General features: G+C 62.1%; 13 protein-coding genes. 10 read left to right on the forward strand and 3 right to left on the reverse strand.

Translation table 11 applies throughout. The annotated features are described in order from the left end of the window. Positions 1–24 precede the first annotated feature (24 nt). Together C0Z19_RS23285 and C0Z19_RS23290 are read left to right on the forward strand one after the other, a co-directional pair. Positions 25–1,440 carry a histidine kinase gene (locus C0Z19_RS23285; RefSeq protein WP_102612206.1) on the forward strand — a complete coding sequence of 472 codons (1,416 nt, stop codon included), beginning with the start codon at positions 25–27 and terminating at the stop codon, positions 1,438–1,440. After that, positions 1,433–2,065 carry a response regulator gene (locus tag C0Z19_RS23290; RefSeq protein WP_102612232.1) on the forward strand — a complete coding sequence of 211 codons (633 nt, stop codon included), beginning with the start codon at positions 1,433–1,435 and terminating at the stop codon, positions 2,063–2,065. Before C0Z19_RS23285 ends, C0Z19_RS23290 begins: the two co-directional genes overlap by 8 nt. 89 nt (positions 2,066–2,154) lie before the next feature. Here C0Z19_RS23290 and C0Z19_RS23295 read toward each other — a convergent pair whose 3' ends face one another. Then, complete coding sequence (locus tag C0Z19_RS23295; RefSeq protein ID WP_102612207.1) at positions 2,155–3,183, reverse strand: LacI family DNA-binding transcriptional regulator; 1,029 nt, start codon at positions 3,181–3,183, stop codon at positions 2,155–2,157. A 294-nt stretch (positions 3,184–3,477) separates the two neighbouring features. On the opposite strand from C0Z19_RS23295, the gene C0Z19_RS23300 reads away from it, so the two are divergent. The 6 genes from C0Z19_RS23300 (at position 3,478) to C0Z19_RS23325 (ending at position 11,096) form a co-directional block, all read left to right on the forward strand. Further along, positions 3,478–4,653 (forward strand): ABC transporter ATP-binding protein, encoded by a 1,176-nt coding sequence (locus C0Z19_RS23300; protein WP_102612233.1) that lies wholly within the window; start codon positions 3,478–3,480, stop codon positions 4,651–4,653. A 44-nt stretch (positions 4,654–4,697) separates the two neighbouring features. Beyond that, positions 4,698–5,939, forward strand: a complete 1,242-nt coding sequence (locus C0Z19_RS23305) for an ABC transporter substrate-binding protein (RefSeq protein ID WP_102612208.1) — start codon at positions 4,698–4,700, stop codon at positions 5,937–5,939. Positions 5,940–6,019: 80 nt separating this feature from the next. Continuing rightward, complete coding sequence (locus C0Z19_RS23310) at positions 6,020–6,937, forward strand: carbohydrate ABC transporter permease (protein WP_102612209.1); 918 nt, start codon at positions 6,020–6,022, stop codon at positions 6,935–6,937. A 10-nt stretch (positions 6,938–6,947) separates the two neighbouring features. Continuing rightward, positions 6,948–7,799 carry a carbohydrate ABC transporter permease gene (locus C0Z19_RS23315; RefSeq protein WP_102612210.1) on the forward strand — a complete coding sequence of 284 codons (852 nt, stop codon included), beginning with the start codon at positions 6,948–6,950 and terminating at the stop codon, positions 7,797–7,799. 51 nt (positions 7,800–7,850) lie between these two features. Beyond that, positions 7,851–9,815 carry a beta-galactosidase gene (locus C0Z19_RS23320; RefSeq protein ID WP_102612211.1) on the forward strand — a complete coding sequence of 655 codons (1,965 nt, stop codon included), beginning with the start codon at positions 7,851–7,853 and terminating at the stop codon, positions 9,813–9,815. Between the two features lie 69 nt (positions 9,816–9,884). After that, positions 9,885–11,096, forward strand: a complete 1,212-nt coding sequence (locus C0Z19_RS23325) for a sugar efflux transporter (protein ID WP_102612234.1) — start codon at positions 9,885–9,887, stop codon at positions 11,094–11,096. A gap of 64 nt (positions 11,097–11,160) precedes the next feature. Here C0Z19_RS23325 and C0Z19_RS23330 read toward each other — a convergent pair whose 3' ends face one another. After that, positions 11,161–12,060, reverse strand: coding sequence for an NmrA family NAD(P)-binding protein (locus C0Z19_RS23330; protein ID WP_102612212.1), 900 nt, complete (start codon positions 12,058–12,060; stop codon positions 11,161–11,163). Positions 12,061–12,261: 201 nt separating this feature from the next. Here C0Z19_RS23330 and C0Z19_RS23335 point away from each other — a divergent pair, with 201 nt between their 5' ends. Beyond that, positions 12,262–13,128, forward strand: coding sequence for a helix-turn-helix transcriptional regulator (locus tag C0Z19_RS23335; RefSeq protein ID WP_102612213.1), 867 nt, complete (start codon positions 12,262–12,264; stop codon positions 13,126–13,128). Between the two features lie 34 nt (positions 13,129–13,162). Here C0Z19_RS23335 and C0Z19_RS23340 read toward each other — a convergent pair whose 3' ends face one another. Further along, the gene (locus C0Z19_RS23340; RefSeq protein ID WP_102612214.1) at positions 13,163–13,360 is read right to left on the reverse strand and encodes a hypothetical protein; all 198 of its coding nucleotides are present in this window, start codon (positions 13,358–13,360) and stop codon (positions 13,163–13,165) included. Between the two features lie 304 nt (positions 13,361–13,664). Here C0Z19_RS23340 and ppk2 point away from each other — a divergent pair, with 304 nt between their 5' ends. Continuing rightward, the gene (ppk2, locus tag C0Z19_RS23345; RefSeq protein ID WP_102612215.1) at positions 13,665–14,591 is read left to right on the forward strand and encodes a polyphosphate kinase 2; all 927 of its coding nucleotides are present in this window, start codon (positions 13,665–13,667) and stop codon (positions 14,589–14,591) included. Positions 14,592–14,634: the final 43 nt, after the last annotated feature.

The following is a 14,634-nucleotide window of genomic DNA, read 5'->3' on the forward strand; positions in this document are numbered from 1 at the left end:
AGCGCCGGACAAAAGGGCGCGTAAATGAACGGACCGGCCGATGCCCAACTGCGCACCCTGACGGTGCTGATCTTGGACGATACACCGGCGAATCTCGGTGTGATCGTCGATACGTTGAGCGAGCGCGGCTTCCGTGTCTTGATCGCGCTTGATGGCGTGGAAGCGATCGAGCGTGCCATGAAGGTTCATTTGACGATGCGCGAGATGCAAGAGGCGCTCGTCAAGCAGAGCCATCAGTTGCAGGCGGAAGTGCGCGTCAGACAGCAGGCCGAGCACGAACTGTCGCGTATCCGAGCCGAACTCGAGCGGCGGGTCGAGCTGCGTACGCGCGAGCTTGCGTTGGCGAATGACGAATTGCGTGCGGAGATAGAGGTACGTGAACGCGCGGAGGCCGAGCTCAAGCTCAGCGAGGCACGATTGCGCGTCATCGTCGAGGCGAGCCCCGTGCCGCTCAGCATCGGTCGGCTGAATGCGCCGTATGTTCTCTATGCGAATGACCCCTGGCGAGAATTGTTCGGCATCGCCAAGCAGGCGCAGGGCGCGACCGACAGCCACGATATGTACCTGGATGAAAGAGATCGTGAGCGCGTGACGGAGCGGGTAAGGCGAGACGGCATCGTGCAGGACGAAGAGGTGCAATTGCGCCGGCGTGACGGCTCCGCGTTTTGGGGGACGCTCACGGCACGGCTGGCCACGTACCACGACGAACCGGCGATCTACCTCGGCATTCGCGACATTACCGAACGAAAGCGTATCGAGCGCGTATTGGTCGAATCGCGGGAACAACTGCGCCAGTTCAGCGCACATATGGAAGCGATTCGCGAGGAGGAACGCAAGCGGATTGCACTGGAAATACACGACGAACTCGGGCAGTTGCTGACCGCCTTGAAGATGGACGTGTCGTTGCTCAAAATGCGGCTGAAGGAAGCGCCGGATTTGCTCAAGAAAGTGGCCGACATGCAGGAATTGGTCGAACTCACGATTTTCATGGTGCGCAACGTAGCCAACCATTTGCGCCCGGCGACGCTGAACTTCGGGCTCCTATCGGCGCTCGAATGGCTGTCGGAAGACTTCATGAAGCGCACGGGTATCTCCTCTCAGCTTCTCGCAATTGGTCGCGAGCCCAACCTCAGCGATTCGCACGCAACAGCCGTGTTTCGCGTCGTGCAAGAATCGCTGGCCAACGTCGCGCAACATGCCGGCGCGACGCGCGTGAATGTTACGGTCGTGTCCGGGGAAGACGCGCTGCAGATTCACGTGAGCGACGACGGCTGCGGGTTCGATCCCGCCAGTGCGGGAAAGCGTGACTCCTACGGATTGCTCGGTATCATCGAACGTGCGCGCCTCATCGGCGCGTCGCTGCAAATTGACAGCGCGCCCGGTTGCGGGACTGTGATTTCAATTGGTATTCCTGCTAAAGATGGAAGCGGACATGATTAAAATTCTCATCGCGGACGACCATGCGGTGGTGCGAAGCGGATTGAAGCAAATCGTGGCGACCGCCACGGATATCACAGTCGTCGACGAGGCGGTGAGCGGCGCCGACGTGCTCGCCAAGCTGCGAAGCAAGGAAGTCGATCTGCTGATGCTCGACATGACGATGCCCGGTATCAGCGGCGTCGACCTCATTCGCCGCGTTCATGGCGAGTATCCCGAGATGCCTGTCCTCATTCTGAGCATCCACAACGAAGCGCAGGTCGTTTCGCGCGCTTTGCGTGCGGGGGCGGCCGGGTATGTCACCAAGGACAGCGATCCCGAAGTATTGCTGGCCGCGATTCGAAAGCTCGCCGAAGGTGGACGCTTCATTGATCCGAAGCTCGTCGACGCGGTGGTGTTCGCGCGCCACTCAACCGACGTGCCGCCCCACGAGATCCTCTCCGACCGCGAATTCGAGGTGCTGCGTGCGCTGGCGAGCGGACGCAGCATCAACGATATCGCCGACACATTCGCGCTCAGCGCGAAAACGATCAGCACCCACAAGCGGCGTCTCATGCAGAAGCTGGGCTTGAGAAACAACGCCGAACTCATCCGCTATTCCATCCGCCACGGTCTCGCGGCGCACTGAACGCCGCGGCTCGCCCCGCTTGGGCCCGCCTTTCCCGCTTCGGCCGGTCAACCTTTTGCCGGACATTACCTGGCAAGCGGGCACACACGTCATGCCCGCCGCCGCCGCGACGGTGCCGGACCCGTCGATTCGCGCACAATGAGTTCCGGCGCCCGCACGACGTAAAGGTCTTGCGTGGACGTGCCGCCTTCGACCATTTCGAGTGCCAGCGCAATCGAGCGCGCGGCGATTTCGGCTGTCGGCAGCCGCACGGTCGTCAAGGCCGGCCGGAATTGATGAGCGAGAACGATATCGGTCAGGCCGACGACCGATAGGTCGTCGGGCACGCGCTTGCCCAGATCGGCCGCTGCCTGCATCGCGCCGATCGCCATCAGGTCGTTCGTCGCGAAGATCGCGGTCAAGGCGGGTTTGCGGTGCAACAACCCCATGGTGGCCTCATAGCCGCTTTCGAGCGAATCGTGCGCATGGACGACAGTCAGCGACTTTTCCGAATGACCGTGTGCGGCAAGCGCGCGGGCGAAGCCGTCAAGCCGGATCGTTTGCGGGCCGCCTGAGCCGGCGCCTACGAGCGCGCCGAATTTCCGATGCCCGAGCCCGGAGAGATGCGTCGCGGCCAACGCGCCCGCCGCCGCGAAATCGATCGTGACACATGGCAGTGTGCGCGAGGGCTGCACATGCTCCCACATGCAGAGGACGACGGCGACGCCGCGGTTTGCGACGTCTGTCAGTTCGCCCTCGCCGAGATCGGTATTCATGACGATGATGCCCGACGCGAGCGAGCCGGCGATTTGCTCCAGATAGGCGCGCGTGATGGCCGGATCGTCGTCGGTATTGCAGACCAGCAGGAAATAGCCGCGCTTGCGCGCCTCGCGCTCGGCGGCGAGAACGAATTCGGGGTAGAACGGGTTGGCGATATTCGACAGCATCAACGCGAGTGTCGACGTGCGGCCTCGCGCAAGCGCGCGCGCCGTCAGATTCGGCCGATAGCCGAGCTCGCGGATAGCGGCCATGACGCGCTCGACGGTTTCCGGTTTCACCTTCTGCGGATTGCGCAGCACGTTCGACACCGTTGCGCCCGTCACCTTCGCGCGCCGCGCGACTTCTGCAAGCGTTACCACGCGTTGATCCCCCGACTTCGATGTGCGGCGAGCGCCATCATGCGATCGCCCGCGCGTTGTTCATATGCTGGGACGCCTGCCCAAAAGTTGCACAACGGCAATCGGTTGAGCTACGTTCCATTCCACGACGACTGCGGTTGCGTCATGCTTTGCATCCGGGAAGCGTAACCGCCAAAGCGCTAGCTCATCGACAGGAGACGACATGGTACGGGCAGACATGCCAACTTGGCGACAAAAATTTAAGCGCTTAAATTCGGCGTCGCGATGCACGGACCGGAATAACGGGAGCGCATGATGTCGGCCATCTCTTTGCGGCATGTGTCGAAGCAGTACGGCCAACATGCGCCGGTGCTGCGCGACGTGAATCTCGACATTGCCGAACATGAGTTCTGCGTATTCCTGGGTCCGTCCGGCTGCGGGAAGTCGACACTGTTGCGCATGATCGCGGGGCTCGAGGATTTGACCACGGGCGAGCTTTGCATCGACGGGCACAGAATGAATGAGACGCCGCCGGCGGAGCGCGGCGTCTCGATGGTCTTTCAAAGTTACGCACTGTTTCCGCATATGTCGGTGTTCGACAACATCGGTTTCGGCTTGCGCATTGCCGGCTTGCCGAAAGAAGAGATACGTCGCCGCGTGACGGACGCGGCGCGCGTGCTGCAACTCGACGCTTTGCTCGAGCGCAAACCCAGACAACTTTCCGGCGGACAACGGCAGCGTGTGGCGATCGGCCGTGCGATCGTGCGCGAGCCGAGGGTCTTTCTGTTCGACGAACCGCTTTCGAATCTCGATGCGGCGTTGCGTGGCCAAACGCGGATTGAAATCGCGCGGCTTCACTCACGGTTTCAGAAAGCGAGCTCGGTGTATGTGACGCACGATCAGGTCGAAGCGATGACGCTGGCCGACAAGATCGTGCTGCTGCGCTCGGGCGACGATGTCGCGCGCCTGGGCAGCGTGGCGCAGGTGGGTGCGCCGCTCGATCTTTATCACCGGCCCGCCAGCCTGTTTGTGGCCGGATTCATCGGCTCGCCGCGGATGAACTTCCTGCCAGCGACGATCGAAGCGATGGATCGCGCATCGATCGGTCTACGCCTGGACGACAGCGGCGAGTACCTCGCCTTGAGCGGCATGCCTCTGCGGCAGCGTCTTGCCATCGGCGAACCCGTGACGTTGGGTATTCGTCCCGAGCATCTGTCGATGCAGCCCGATGGCGATGCGACCGATGCTTCGTCATCGATCGTCCGCACGGTGCAACTCGTCGAGCAATTGGGCGAAGCCGCCTACGTTCATCTGGATCAGCCAGGCGGCGTCACGCTTTTGGCGAAAGCGCCCGGCACGTCTTCGCTGCGCGCCGGCGATCGTCAGGCCATCTATTTCTCTCGGAACGCATGGCATCTGTTCGACCAACGAGGCTGTGCGATTTCGTTCGACCGTGCAGCGGCTGAAGCTGCCGATACCACGACGCAGTAAACCGGCGACACGCCGATACCCAAGACCAACGAAAGGAGACGGAGATGAAGCTACACATTCGGACGCTCGCGCTTGCCTGCATGGCATGCGCGGCCTTTGCCGACGTGTCGCCGGCCAGCGCCGGTACGCTCAACGTGACGGTGTCGGCGCGCGGGAATCAGCGCGCCACCTGGCAGAATGCATTCGATCAGTTCAAGAAGGCCAATCCCGATGTCGACCTGAAGGTCAGCTATGTCGGCGAAGAGGCGTACAAGGTACAGCTGTCGGGTTGGCTCGCCACGGACCCGCCCGATGTGCTGAGCTGGCACAACGGCGAGCGCATGGCCTACTTCGCGAAGCGCGGTTTGCTGGCCGATCTGACGAGCGATTGGCAAAAGAACGGATGGAATCAGACCTACGCGGCGGTCAAATCCTCGTCGACATACGCCGGCAAGCAGTACAGCGTGCCTTTGGGTACCGACGCATACGGCTTCTTCTACCGCAAAGATTTGTTTCAGAAGGCCGGGATCAGCGCGGAGCCGACCACGTGGACGCAATTCCTCGACGACTGCAAGAAGCTGAAAGCCGCGGGCATCGCACCGATCGCCGTGCCGGCCCGCGATTCATGGACGCTGGCCGCGTGGTTCGACTACCTCGACCTGCGCATCAACGGCTATGACTTTCATCAGCAACTGATGGCCGGAGATATCGCTTACACCGACCCGCGCGTCAAGCATGTCTACGAGACGTGGAAGACGCTGATCGACGACAAGTACTTCATCGATAACGCGCTCTCCTACGACGTCGATTCGACCAGCCCGATCCTGGTCAACGGACAGGCCGCGATGCTGCTGATGGGCACGTTCTTCTCGGCCGGGTTGCCGGCGGCCACGCGCAACGAGATGGGCTACTTCCGCTTCCCGATCATCGATGCGTCGGTGCCCGTCGCCGAAGACGGACCCGTCAACGTGTTGATCATGCCGGCCAAGGCGAAGCACCCAGCCGATGCGCGGCGCCTGCTGGCCTTCATGGGCACGCCGCAAATCAACGGCGAGCTTGCGAAGGGGTGGGGTCAACTGCCGTCGAACAAGGAAGCGGCCGAACCGCAGGATCCCATCTCGAAGGTCGGCTTCAAAACGCTGGCAGGTACGACGGGCGGCATTGCGCAGTTCTACGACCGTGACATGACGAAGGAAATGGCCGACGAAGGCATGAAGGCCATGCAGCAGTTCTTCTCGGATCCGACGCAGCTCGATGCCATTTTGCAGCGCCTGGAAGCGACGCGTAAGCGCATCTACAAGAAATAAGCGCCTGCCGCGTGCGGGCCGGGGCGGCTTCGCGGATGGATTCGAGCCGCCCCCTCTCAATGAAGTCGGAGCGTTGATTTATGTCGATTTCCGTTACACAACGCGCGTTGCGGCGGTCATCGCGGCCGGCCTTGCGACAGCCTGCATCGCTCGGACGCCGGCGCACGCGGGCGGCGTTGCTGTTTCTGCTGCCGGGGCTGGCGCTGTTTGCCGTCTTCGTCGTTTATCCCATCGTCTGCAGCATTTGGCTCAGCTTTCATCACTGGGATGGAATGACGCCGAAGACGTTCGCCGGACTCGACAACTACCGTGAGTTGATCGCATCCGACACGTTCTACGTCGCGCTGAAAAACAATCTTCTCTGGCTCGTGTTGTTCTTGCTCGCGCCGCCTTTCGGGCTTGCGCTCGCGCTCTATCTGAATCAGAACGTGTTCGGCATCCGGCTCATCAAGTCGCTGTTCTTTGCCCCGTTCGTCTTGCCCGGCGTGGTCGTCGGGCTCGCGTTCTCGTGGTTCTACGACCCGACGTTCGGCCTGTTGAAGCTCATCGTCGGCCACGGCATTCCTGTCTTGGGCGATCCGCGCTACGTCACGTACGGGATCATCGTTGCCGCGCTATGGCCGCAGATTCCGTTTTGCATGATTCTTTATCTGACGGGCCTCACGGGCATCAACCCCGAGATCATCGAAGCGGCGCGCATGGAGGGCGCGCGCGGCTTCGCGTTGCTGTGGCATGTGATCCTGCCGCAATTGCGGCCGGCCACGTTCATGGCGGTTGTGCTGACGGTGATCGGTGCCCTGCGCAGCTTCGATCTCATTTCCGTCATGAGCGGCGGCGGCCCGTTCGATAGCTCGACCGTGCTGGCCTATTTCATGTACGACCAGGCGATCAAGTATTACCGCGAAGGCTATTCGGCTTCGATCGCAGTCGTGTTGTTCGCGATCATGCTCGTCTACATCGTCTGGCAGCTGCGCCGCCTCGTGCGGACCGAATCGTAAGGAGTCCTCAATGTATCCGATGCCCGTTCAGCGGTGGCGTCCGTTTCCGCGGCTCGTCTACCGCCTGTCGCTTCCCGTGGCGCTGGTGCTGTGGCTCGTGCCGCTGCTGGCCGTGCTGGTCACGTCGGTGCGTTCGAGCGATGAGCTTTTGACCGGCGATTACTGGGGATGGCCGAAGCATTTCGCGCTCGTGGAGAACTACGGCGCGGCGCTGACACAGACGCCGATGCTTCACTACTTCTGGAACAGTTGCCTGATCACGCTGCCCGCCGTGGCAATCTCGATCTTTCTTGCATCGATGGCCGGCCATGCGTTGGCCAATTACCGGTTTCGCGGCAATGCCGTGCTGCTCGGGCTATTCGTGGCAGGCAACTTCGTGCCGATTCAGATCCTGATGATTCCGGTACGCGAGTTGATGGCGGGCCTCGGCCTATACAACACCGTGTGGGCGCTGATCATTTTCCACGCGGCGTTTCAGACCGGCTTTTGCACACTGTTTCTGCGCAACTTCATCCGTGAGCTGCCCTATGAGCTGATCGAGGCGGCCCGGATCGAGGGTGCGAGCGAATGGGCGATCTATTGGCGCGTGGTGCTGCCGCTGGTGCGGCCCGCGCTGGCCGCCCTCGCGATTCTCGTCTTCACGTTCGTGTGGAACGACTACTTTTGGGCGCTGTGCCTGACGCAAGGCGACGACGCGGCGCCGATCACCGTGGGCGTCGCGGCGCTCAAGGGCCAATGGACGACCGCGTGGAATCTCGTCTCGGCCGGCTCGGTGCTGGCGGCGTTGCCGTCGATCGCGATGTTCTTCGCGATGCAAAAGCACTTCGTTGCGGGGTTGACGTTCGGGGCAACGAAGGGCTGATGTTCGCGCGGTGACCCTGCCATCCACAACTATCGAATCAAGGAACGCTTCATGCAGCTCGGTGTGTGCTACTACCCCGAACATTGGCCGGAAAACAAGTGGGAGAGCGATGCGCGCCGTATGGCCGAAATGGGCATCGCGCGCGTGCGTATCGCCGAATTCGCGTGGTCTCGCATCGAGCCCGAACCGGGGCGCTACGACTGGGCATGGCTCGACGCGGCCATTGCGACGCTGGCGCGCCACCGGCTCGAGATCGTCATCGGCACGCCGACGGCCTCGCCGCCGAAGTGGCTCGTCGATCGACACCCGGAGATCTTGCCCGTCGCGCGCGACGGCAGCGTGATGCGGTTCGGCTCTCGCCGTCACTACGACATTTCCAGCCCCGTCTATCGCGAACATTGCGCGCGTATCGTCGAAGCCATGGTGCGGCGATATGGCGGTCACGCTGCTGTCGTCGCCTGGCAGACGGACAACGAATTCGGTTGTCACAACACGTTGCCGAGCTATACGCAGGCAGCGTTGCATCGATTCAGGCGCTGGCTGGCCGACCGGTACGAAACGATCTCCACACTCAATATGGTGTGGGGCAACGTATTTTGGAGCATGGAGTACGGCAGTTTCGATGAAATCGAATTGCCGTATTGCCTGCCGACGGATGCGAATCCGGCCCACTTGCTCGATTACCGAAGGTTTCAGTCGGATGAAGTCGCGAGCTTTCATGCCTTGCAGGCCGATCTGATCCGGCAACACGCGCCGGGGCGCGATGTGCTTCACAACTTCATGGGCTTTTACGCGGCGTTCGATCACTATGCGTTCGCGAGGCATGGGCTCGACGTAGCTGCGTGGGACAGCTATCCGATACCGCGGACCGAAGTGATTCCTCTTGCGGAAGCGGACAAGCATCGCTGGGCGCGCACGGGGCACCCGGATGTGTCCGCGTTCAGTCACGATCTTTATCGCGGTATCGGGAACGGTCGCATGTGGGTCATGGAGCAGCAGGCCGGGCCGGTGAATTGGGCGCCGTTCAATCCTGTGCCGCAGCCCGGCATCGTGCGGCTTTGGACCTGGGAGGCGTTCGCACACGGCGCAGAACTCGTCTCGTACTTTCGCTGGCGTCAGTGCCCGTTTGCACAGGAGCAGATGCATTCGGGGCTCAATACGCCCGACGACACGCTTTCGGCCGGCGGCCAGGAAGCAGCGCAGGTTGGCCGGGCGCTACGCAAGCTGTCGTTGCCCGCCGAGCGGGTGCGCTCTACGCGCGCACCCGTGGCGCTGCTATTCGACTACGAGGCCGATTGGGTCTTCGAAGCGCAGCGACATGGTGCGGATTTCGACTATCAGCACCTCGTATTCGAGTGGTATAGCGCACTGCGTGAACTCGGCCTCGACATCGACATCGTTTCGGCCCACGCCGATGTCGGGGAATATCGGTTGGTCATCGCCCCGACACTGCCGATTCTGCCGGACAGTGTCGTCGAGCAGATCGAGCGCGGCACGAATCATTGGGTGTTCGGTCCGCGCACGGGATCGAAGACGGAAGCATTTTCGATCGTGCCTCAGCTTCCGCCGGGCGAGTTGCAGCGCGTGTTGCCGGCGCGCGTGGTCGAAGTCGAGTCGCTGCGGCCGTCGATACGGCCGACGCTGCGATTCAACGGCATTGAGGGCGTCGCGCTGCGTTGGCGTGACCACGCGAAGCCGGGACGAGCGACAGAAGCGATCGCACGATTCGACGATGGGTTGCCCGCAGTGCTGCGATCTGAACGCGTCACCTACATGGCCGCCTGCTTCGACACGACGCTGTTGCGCGCCTTCATCGCCGATTGCGTGGGCCGCGCCGGTATCGAGGCGACACCGATGCCAGAGGGGTTGAGGCTGCGTCGACGCGGGCGCTTGCGCTTTGCGATCAACTACGGCGATCAGCCGCAGGCCGTGCCCGCATCGCCCGGCGCCCGGTTCGTCGTGGGCGGCCCGCTCGCCGGTCCCGTCGATGTCGCAGCCTGGATCGAAGAAGACTGATCCGTGCAAGCGCGTCTCGTCGGTCTCGTCCGGATACCGCACTTCGTTCTGCTGACAGCGGCAACGCTGATGCTCGGCGTGGCGTTGTCGTTCACCGCGCCGTATTTGTCCTTGTTCGGCGTCGAGCAGGCGGGGATGTCGCCGATGCGGCTCGGCGCGTTTATGACGCTCGTGTCGGCCAGCGGGGTTTTCGCGAGCACCGCGGTGGGGCGATGGTCGGATCGCACGCAACGGCATCGCGCCCCGCTCGTGGCCTCGCTCGTCGCGGCTGCACTGGGCTTCGCGAGTTTGGGCTTTCTGCGCGGCTATCCGGAGTTGATGGTGGTGGGCGGCTTGTTGCTGGGGCCTGGGGCAGCGTCGTTGTCGCAGATCTTTTCGTTCGGGCATGCCGTCTTGCGGATCGACGATCCTGCGCAGGACGAGTTCGCCGCGGCCGCACTAAGGACATTGCTCTCGGTCGCCTGGGTATTCGGGCCTGCTATCGGCGCGCTGATTCTCGCGCAGGCTGGGTTTACAGGGCTCTTTGCGTTCGCGGCAGCAAGCTTTGCGGCCAGCGCTGTCATCACGTTGCGAATGAGTGAGACGCGGGCGGAATCAGTCGAGGCGCGAAATGATGAGGAGCCCGAACGATCGTCGGTCACGCGCAACGAAGCATTCGTCGAGTATGGTGCCGGAGACATCTCCGTCGCACAGGTCCAACCTGCTTCGGATGCGGCCGTTGTCGAGCGCGGCCGCAAGACGATTCCCCGGTTGCTGTTGGCGCTGACGTTGATCGGCCTCGCCGCCAACGCGACCATGATTCTTCTGCCGCTGTACATGGTGCATGAATTGCACGGCACGCGCTTGACGGTATCGGCTGCGCTCGGTGCCGGCGCATTGCTCGAAATTCCGATGATGCTGTGGCTCGGCGCCATCTCGTCCCGATTGCACAAACCGAGCTGGCTCACCGCGTCGGCGGCTGTGCACGCGGTCTATTTCGTGGCGTTGGCCTTGCTGGGCGAACCGCAGATGATCGTGCCGCTGCAGATCCTGCCGGCTGCGGTCGTGGCCATCACCTCGTGCCTGGGGATGACGCATGTGCAAGATCTCATGCCGGGAGAGACAGGCGCAGCAACGGCGCTCTTCTTCAACGCGTCGCGCGTGGGTTCGATTTTGTCGGGCGTGCTGTCGGGCGCGATCGTCAGTGCGTTCGGCTATCGCGTCGCATTCTTGCTTTGCGCAGGGCTGGCTGTTTGCGCGTTCGTGTTGCTATCGGTCGACACTTTCCGTAGCAGACGGTGAAAAGGGCCGTGCCGCCCCGGTGAACGACGCGCAAGGCAAACACGCGAGAGCGGCGCACTCCCGCTCAAGCGGGCGTACGATCGGCATCGGATGCCGCTAGCAGCGAGGAGAAAACTTCTGCAAGTGTCGTTGTGCCGAAGCGGCGCTCGGTCGTGTTCGCTTCGATATCGATAAGGCCCGCGTTGTGCGCGTCGTAGAGCTCGGTGACGAGCTTTACCCGACGTTCGTTCATGCCCGCATGAAGCAGTGCGGCGTTCCATTGATCTCGCGGAAATTCCACCGCGGGTATCTCCCGTTGGGAAACTTCGCTCAGCACGCGGGCCACTTCGGTCGCACTCACGCGGTGCGGACCTTCGACACTGACGATGCGGGGCATGATCGACGCGGGCCGATCGAGCAACAGCTCGGCGGCGATCGAACCGACGTCTTGCGTGGCTACGGTCGGAAACGCCTTGTTCAGCGGATGATGCAGACTCACGACGCAGCCTTTGTCGAGGAACATCGGCAGTTGATGCCCCCAATTTTGCATGTGCTCGGCGGAGCGCAGCAGCGTCAGCCGCGTCGGAATCGACCTGAGCCGGGTTTCGAGGTAGTGAAAAATCAACGTGAGGCCGGTACCTTCGGGCAGTTCGGCGCCGTAATCGGAAAGCGCCAACACTGCCGGCGGAGGATCGGCTCGCAGCGCATCCGCGGCAACGTCGATCATCGTGTGCATCATCGTTTCAGGATCGGGATCATGCGCGGGTAGGGGGCACAGCATCTGCACCGCATCGGCACCCTTGATCGCCGCACGGACGGAATCCGGATCGGTCAGATCGGCCATGACCGTCTCGCAGCCGAGCGCCGCAAAACGTTGGGCCTGCGTTTCGTTGCGAATGACAGCGCGCACCGCATGGCCTGCCTCGCGCAGCTTTGTCGCGGTGACGCTCCCTACTTTGCCTGATGCGCCAAAAATCACAAACATGTGTTGCTCCTCGTAGGTACGTGCATGCCGATGCTACGGTTGAAGGCAATCGCAATCGATCACGCAAAGATCGAATGCGCAGAAATGGATGGTGTTCGGCAGTGTGTACAGCAGCAGGCGATCCGAGGCGTTTTCAATTAGACTCGGCGGAACGCGCGCTTCGTGGCGCGTGCTCCCATCGATCAATGAGTGTCGACGCCCATGAACGCCGCAGCCTTACGTTCCGCTTCACGTGACAAACCCCGGATCAGCCTGCTTTCCAGTAGCGGGAAGAGCTGGGAAGGATTCGGCGCCGATTTGCTCGAGATCGCTGCCGGCACGCACCGGATTCCGGCGTTGGAGCACCACCGGATCGGCATTCACGTAGGCAAGCCGGTTAGAGCCAACTGCGTGTGCGATGGCCGGCGTTTTGCGCGCGTGCAGGCGCACGGCGATGCCGACGTCATCCCCGCCGGCTTTGGCGGCCAATGGACCGATGAGTCGGATTGCACTGTGCTGCGCGTTTGGTTCGACGACACATTCGCTAAAAAAACGTACGAGCAACTGGAGCTCAAGGCGTCGCGCGCGCATTTTCCGCTTCGTTTGCAAATGCGCGATGCGCGTATTCAACATCTGGCCTGGGCATTGCAGGCTGAACTGGAAGCCAACGAAGCGTCCGATGCTCTTTATGCGGAAAGTCTCGGGACTGCGATGCTCGTTCGGTTGATCGGGAGCGTGCCGTCGCTCGAAGGCCGGCGCGGGACGCTCGCGCCGAAGGCCGCCGCGCGGCTGACCGATCATATCGAGAACAGCCTCGATCAACGGCTCACGCTGAGCGAACTGGCCGGGCTGCTCGATATCAGCGTCCCGCATCTGAAGGTCCTGTTCCGCGAGACATTCGGCATCCCCGTCCATCAATACATCGTTCAGCGGCGCGTCGAGCGCGCCAAAGCCTTGCTATTGACGGGCAAGATCGGCGCCGCGCAGGTGGCGCTCGAGGTGGGCTTCTCGCATCAAAGTCATATGGCGCGTTGGATGAACCGCCTGCTAGGCGTCAGCCCGCGCGAGATCATGAGAGCCGGCCGGTGAGTGAGCTCCGATTCGGTTCGCAAGGCGCTCGGAATCAGAACAACGAGAAGTCGTCGTTGCTGCGCGGAATGGCAAGAAGCAGGCTCAACAGCGCTTCGGCACCCGTCAGGCGAGCGAAGAACGCCGGCGCCCTGCGAACGACATACAACGCGACGCCGTCTCCGACGCCACGCGACGCGACCGTCTTGCCGCGAGCAGCGGAAAATGCGTTCAGCAGGACGCACGTATGCATTGGAATCTCATGATGAAGGCTTCGATCTGCAAGGCGGTTGGGGTTGCCCCATGATTGCGCTGCGGGCGCGCCCGTGCGCGCAGGAACGGATCGGATCGCGCACGAACGGATGATTGTCGAAGGCTATGTTGGGCCCACGTTGGCTCCGTATTTGCTCCATCGCAGGGATCGGGCGATAGCTCGGGCTTTGCGTGCGCCCTGGGCCCGTAATATGGCTGACATGGTGCACCCTGGATAATGGGCGGCTGCGTTGCAGCCGTTCGGCGCGATCGGCAACGCGCCTGCATGTCGAGGGAGAAAGGAAATGAACAACTCAGAACGTGAAAACGAAGTCGGGCTCTTTGCCGAGCGCCAGCGTCGCTTCGAGGAGGATCTCGTCGACGCCTACGACGAAGAACTCGAAATGGAAGTGGACGATCGCATCCTGGACGGCTCCGATGCGTTCACGCCCGAAGCGCGCGCCCTGCGCCGGCATTACTTTCGAGAGCTGTTTCGGCTGCAAGGCGAACTCGTGAAGCTGCAGGATTGGATCGTGCAAACCGGGCACCGCCTCGTCGTCATCTTCGAGGGTCGTGATGCGGCGGGCAAGGGCGGTGCAATCAAGCGCATCACGCAACGGCTCAATCCGCGCGTTTGCCGTGTTGCTGCGCTACCGGCGCCCAGCGATCGCGAGCGCACGCAATGGTATTTCCAGCGTTACGTCGCGCATCTTCCGGCTGGCGGCGAGATGGTTTTATTCGACCGTAGTTGGTACAACCGTGCGGGCGTGGAGCGCGTCATGGGTTTTTGCACTGATGAGGAGTACGAAGAGTTTTTCCGCTCAGTGCCTGAATTCGAAAAAATGCTCGTCAAAAGCGGCATCCAGATCGTCAAGTACTGGTTCTCGATCACCGACGAAGAGCAGGAGATTCGCTTTCGGTCGCGCATCCACGATCCGCTGAAACAGTGGAAGCTGAGCCCGATGGACCTCGAGAGCCGCCGCAGGTGGGAAGCCTATACGCAGGCGAAGGAGGTCATGCTGCAGCGGTCGCACCATCCCGAAGCGCCCTGGTGGGTCGTGCAGGCCGTCGACAAGAAGCGAGCGCGCCTGAACTGTATCCATCACCTGCTGAGCCAGGTGCCCTATCGCGAGGTTGAACATCCGCTGATCGCATTGCCCGAGCGCGTCCATAACGAGGACTACATTCGCCAGCCGGTGCCGGCCGAGATGATCGTGCCCGAGCTCTATTGATGCGGCATTCGGGTTCGCTTGCTTCGATCGAACGACGATGCGC

The sequence above is a fragment of the Trinickia soli genome (genome assembly GCF_002879855.1).
GTDB lineage: Bacteria > Pseudomonadota > Gammaproteobacteria > Burkholderiales > Burkholderiaceae > Trinickia > Trinickia soli.

What these genes read in the sequence shown, in the direction of transcription:
- C0Z19_RS23325 (WP_102612234.1), top strand. Translation starts at nt 9,885, where the DNA reads ATGCTCGGCGTGGCGTTGTCGTTCACCGCGCCGTATTTGTCCTTGTTC.
- C0Z19_RS23310 (WP_102612209.1), top strand. Translation starts at nt 6,020, where the DNA reads ATGTCGATTTCCGTTACACAACGCGCGTTGCGGCGGTCATCGCGGCCG.
- ppk2 (WP_102612215.1), top strand. Translation starts at nt 13,665, where the DNA reads ATGAACAACTCAGAACGTGAAAACGAAGTCGGGCTCTTTGCCGAGCGC.
- C0Z19_RS23340 (WP_102612214.1), bottom strand. Translation starts at nt 13,360, where the DNA reads ATGCATACGTGCGTCCTGCTGAACGCATTTTCCGCTGCTCGCGGCAAG.
- C0Z19_RS23305 (WP_102612208.1), top strand. Translation starts at nt 4,698, where the DNA reads ATGAAGCTACACATTCGGACGCTCGCGCTTGCCTGCATGGCATGCGCG.
- C0Z19_RS23320 (WP_102612211.1), top strand. Translation starts at nt 7,851, where the DNA reads ATGCAGCTCGGTGTGTGCTACTACCCCGAACATTGGCCGGAAAACAAG.
- C0Z19_RS23290 (WP_102612232.1), top strand. Translation starts at nt 1,433, where the DNA reads ATGATTAAAATTCTCATCGCGGACGACCATGCGGTGGTGCGAAGCGGA.
- C0Z19_RS23300 (WP_102612233.1), top strand. Translation starts at nt 3,478, where the DNA reads ATGTCGGCCATCTCTTTGCGGCATGTGTCGAAGCAGTACGGCCAACAT.
- C0Z19_RS23285 (WP_102612206.1), top strand. Translation starts at nt 25, where the DNA reads ATGAACGGACCGGCCGATGCCCAACTGCGCACCCTGACGGTGCTGATC.
- C0Z19_RS23335 (WP_102612213.1), top strand. Translation starts at nt 12,262, where the DNA reads ATGAACGCCGCAGCCTTACGTTCCGCTTCACGTGACAAACCCCGGATC.
- C0Z19_RS23315 (WP_102612210.1), top strand. Translation starts at nt 6,948, where the DNA reads ATGTATCCGATGCCCGTTCAGCGGTGGCGTCCGTTTCCGCGGCTCGTC.
- C0Z19_RS23330 (WP_102612212.1), bottom strand. Translation starts at nt 12,060, where the DNA reads ATGTTTGTGATTTTTGGCGCATCAGGCAAAGTAGGGAGCGTCACCGCG.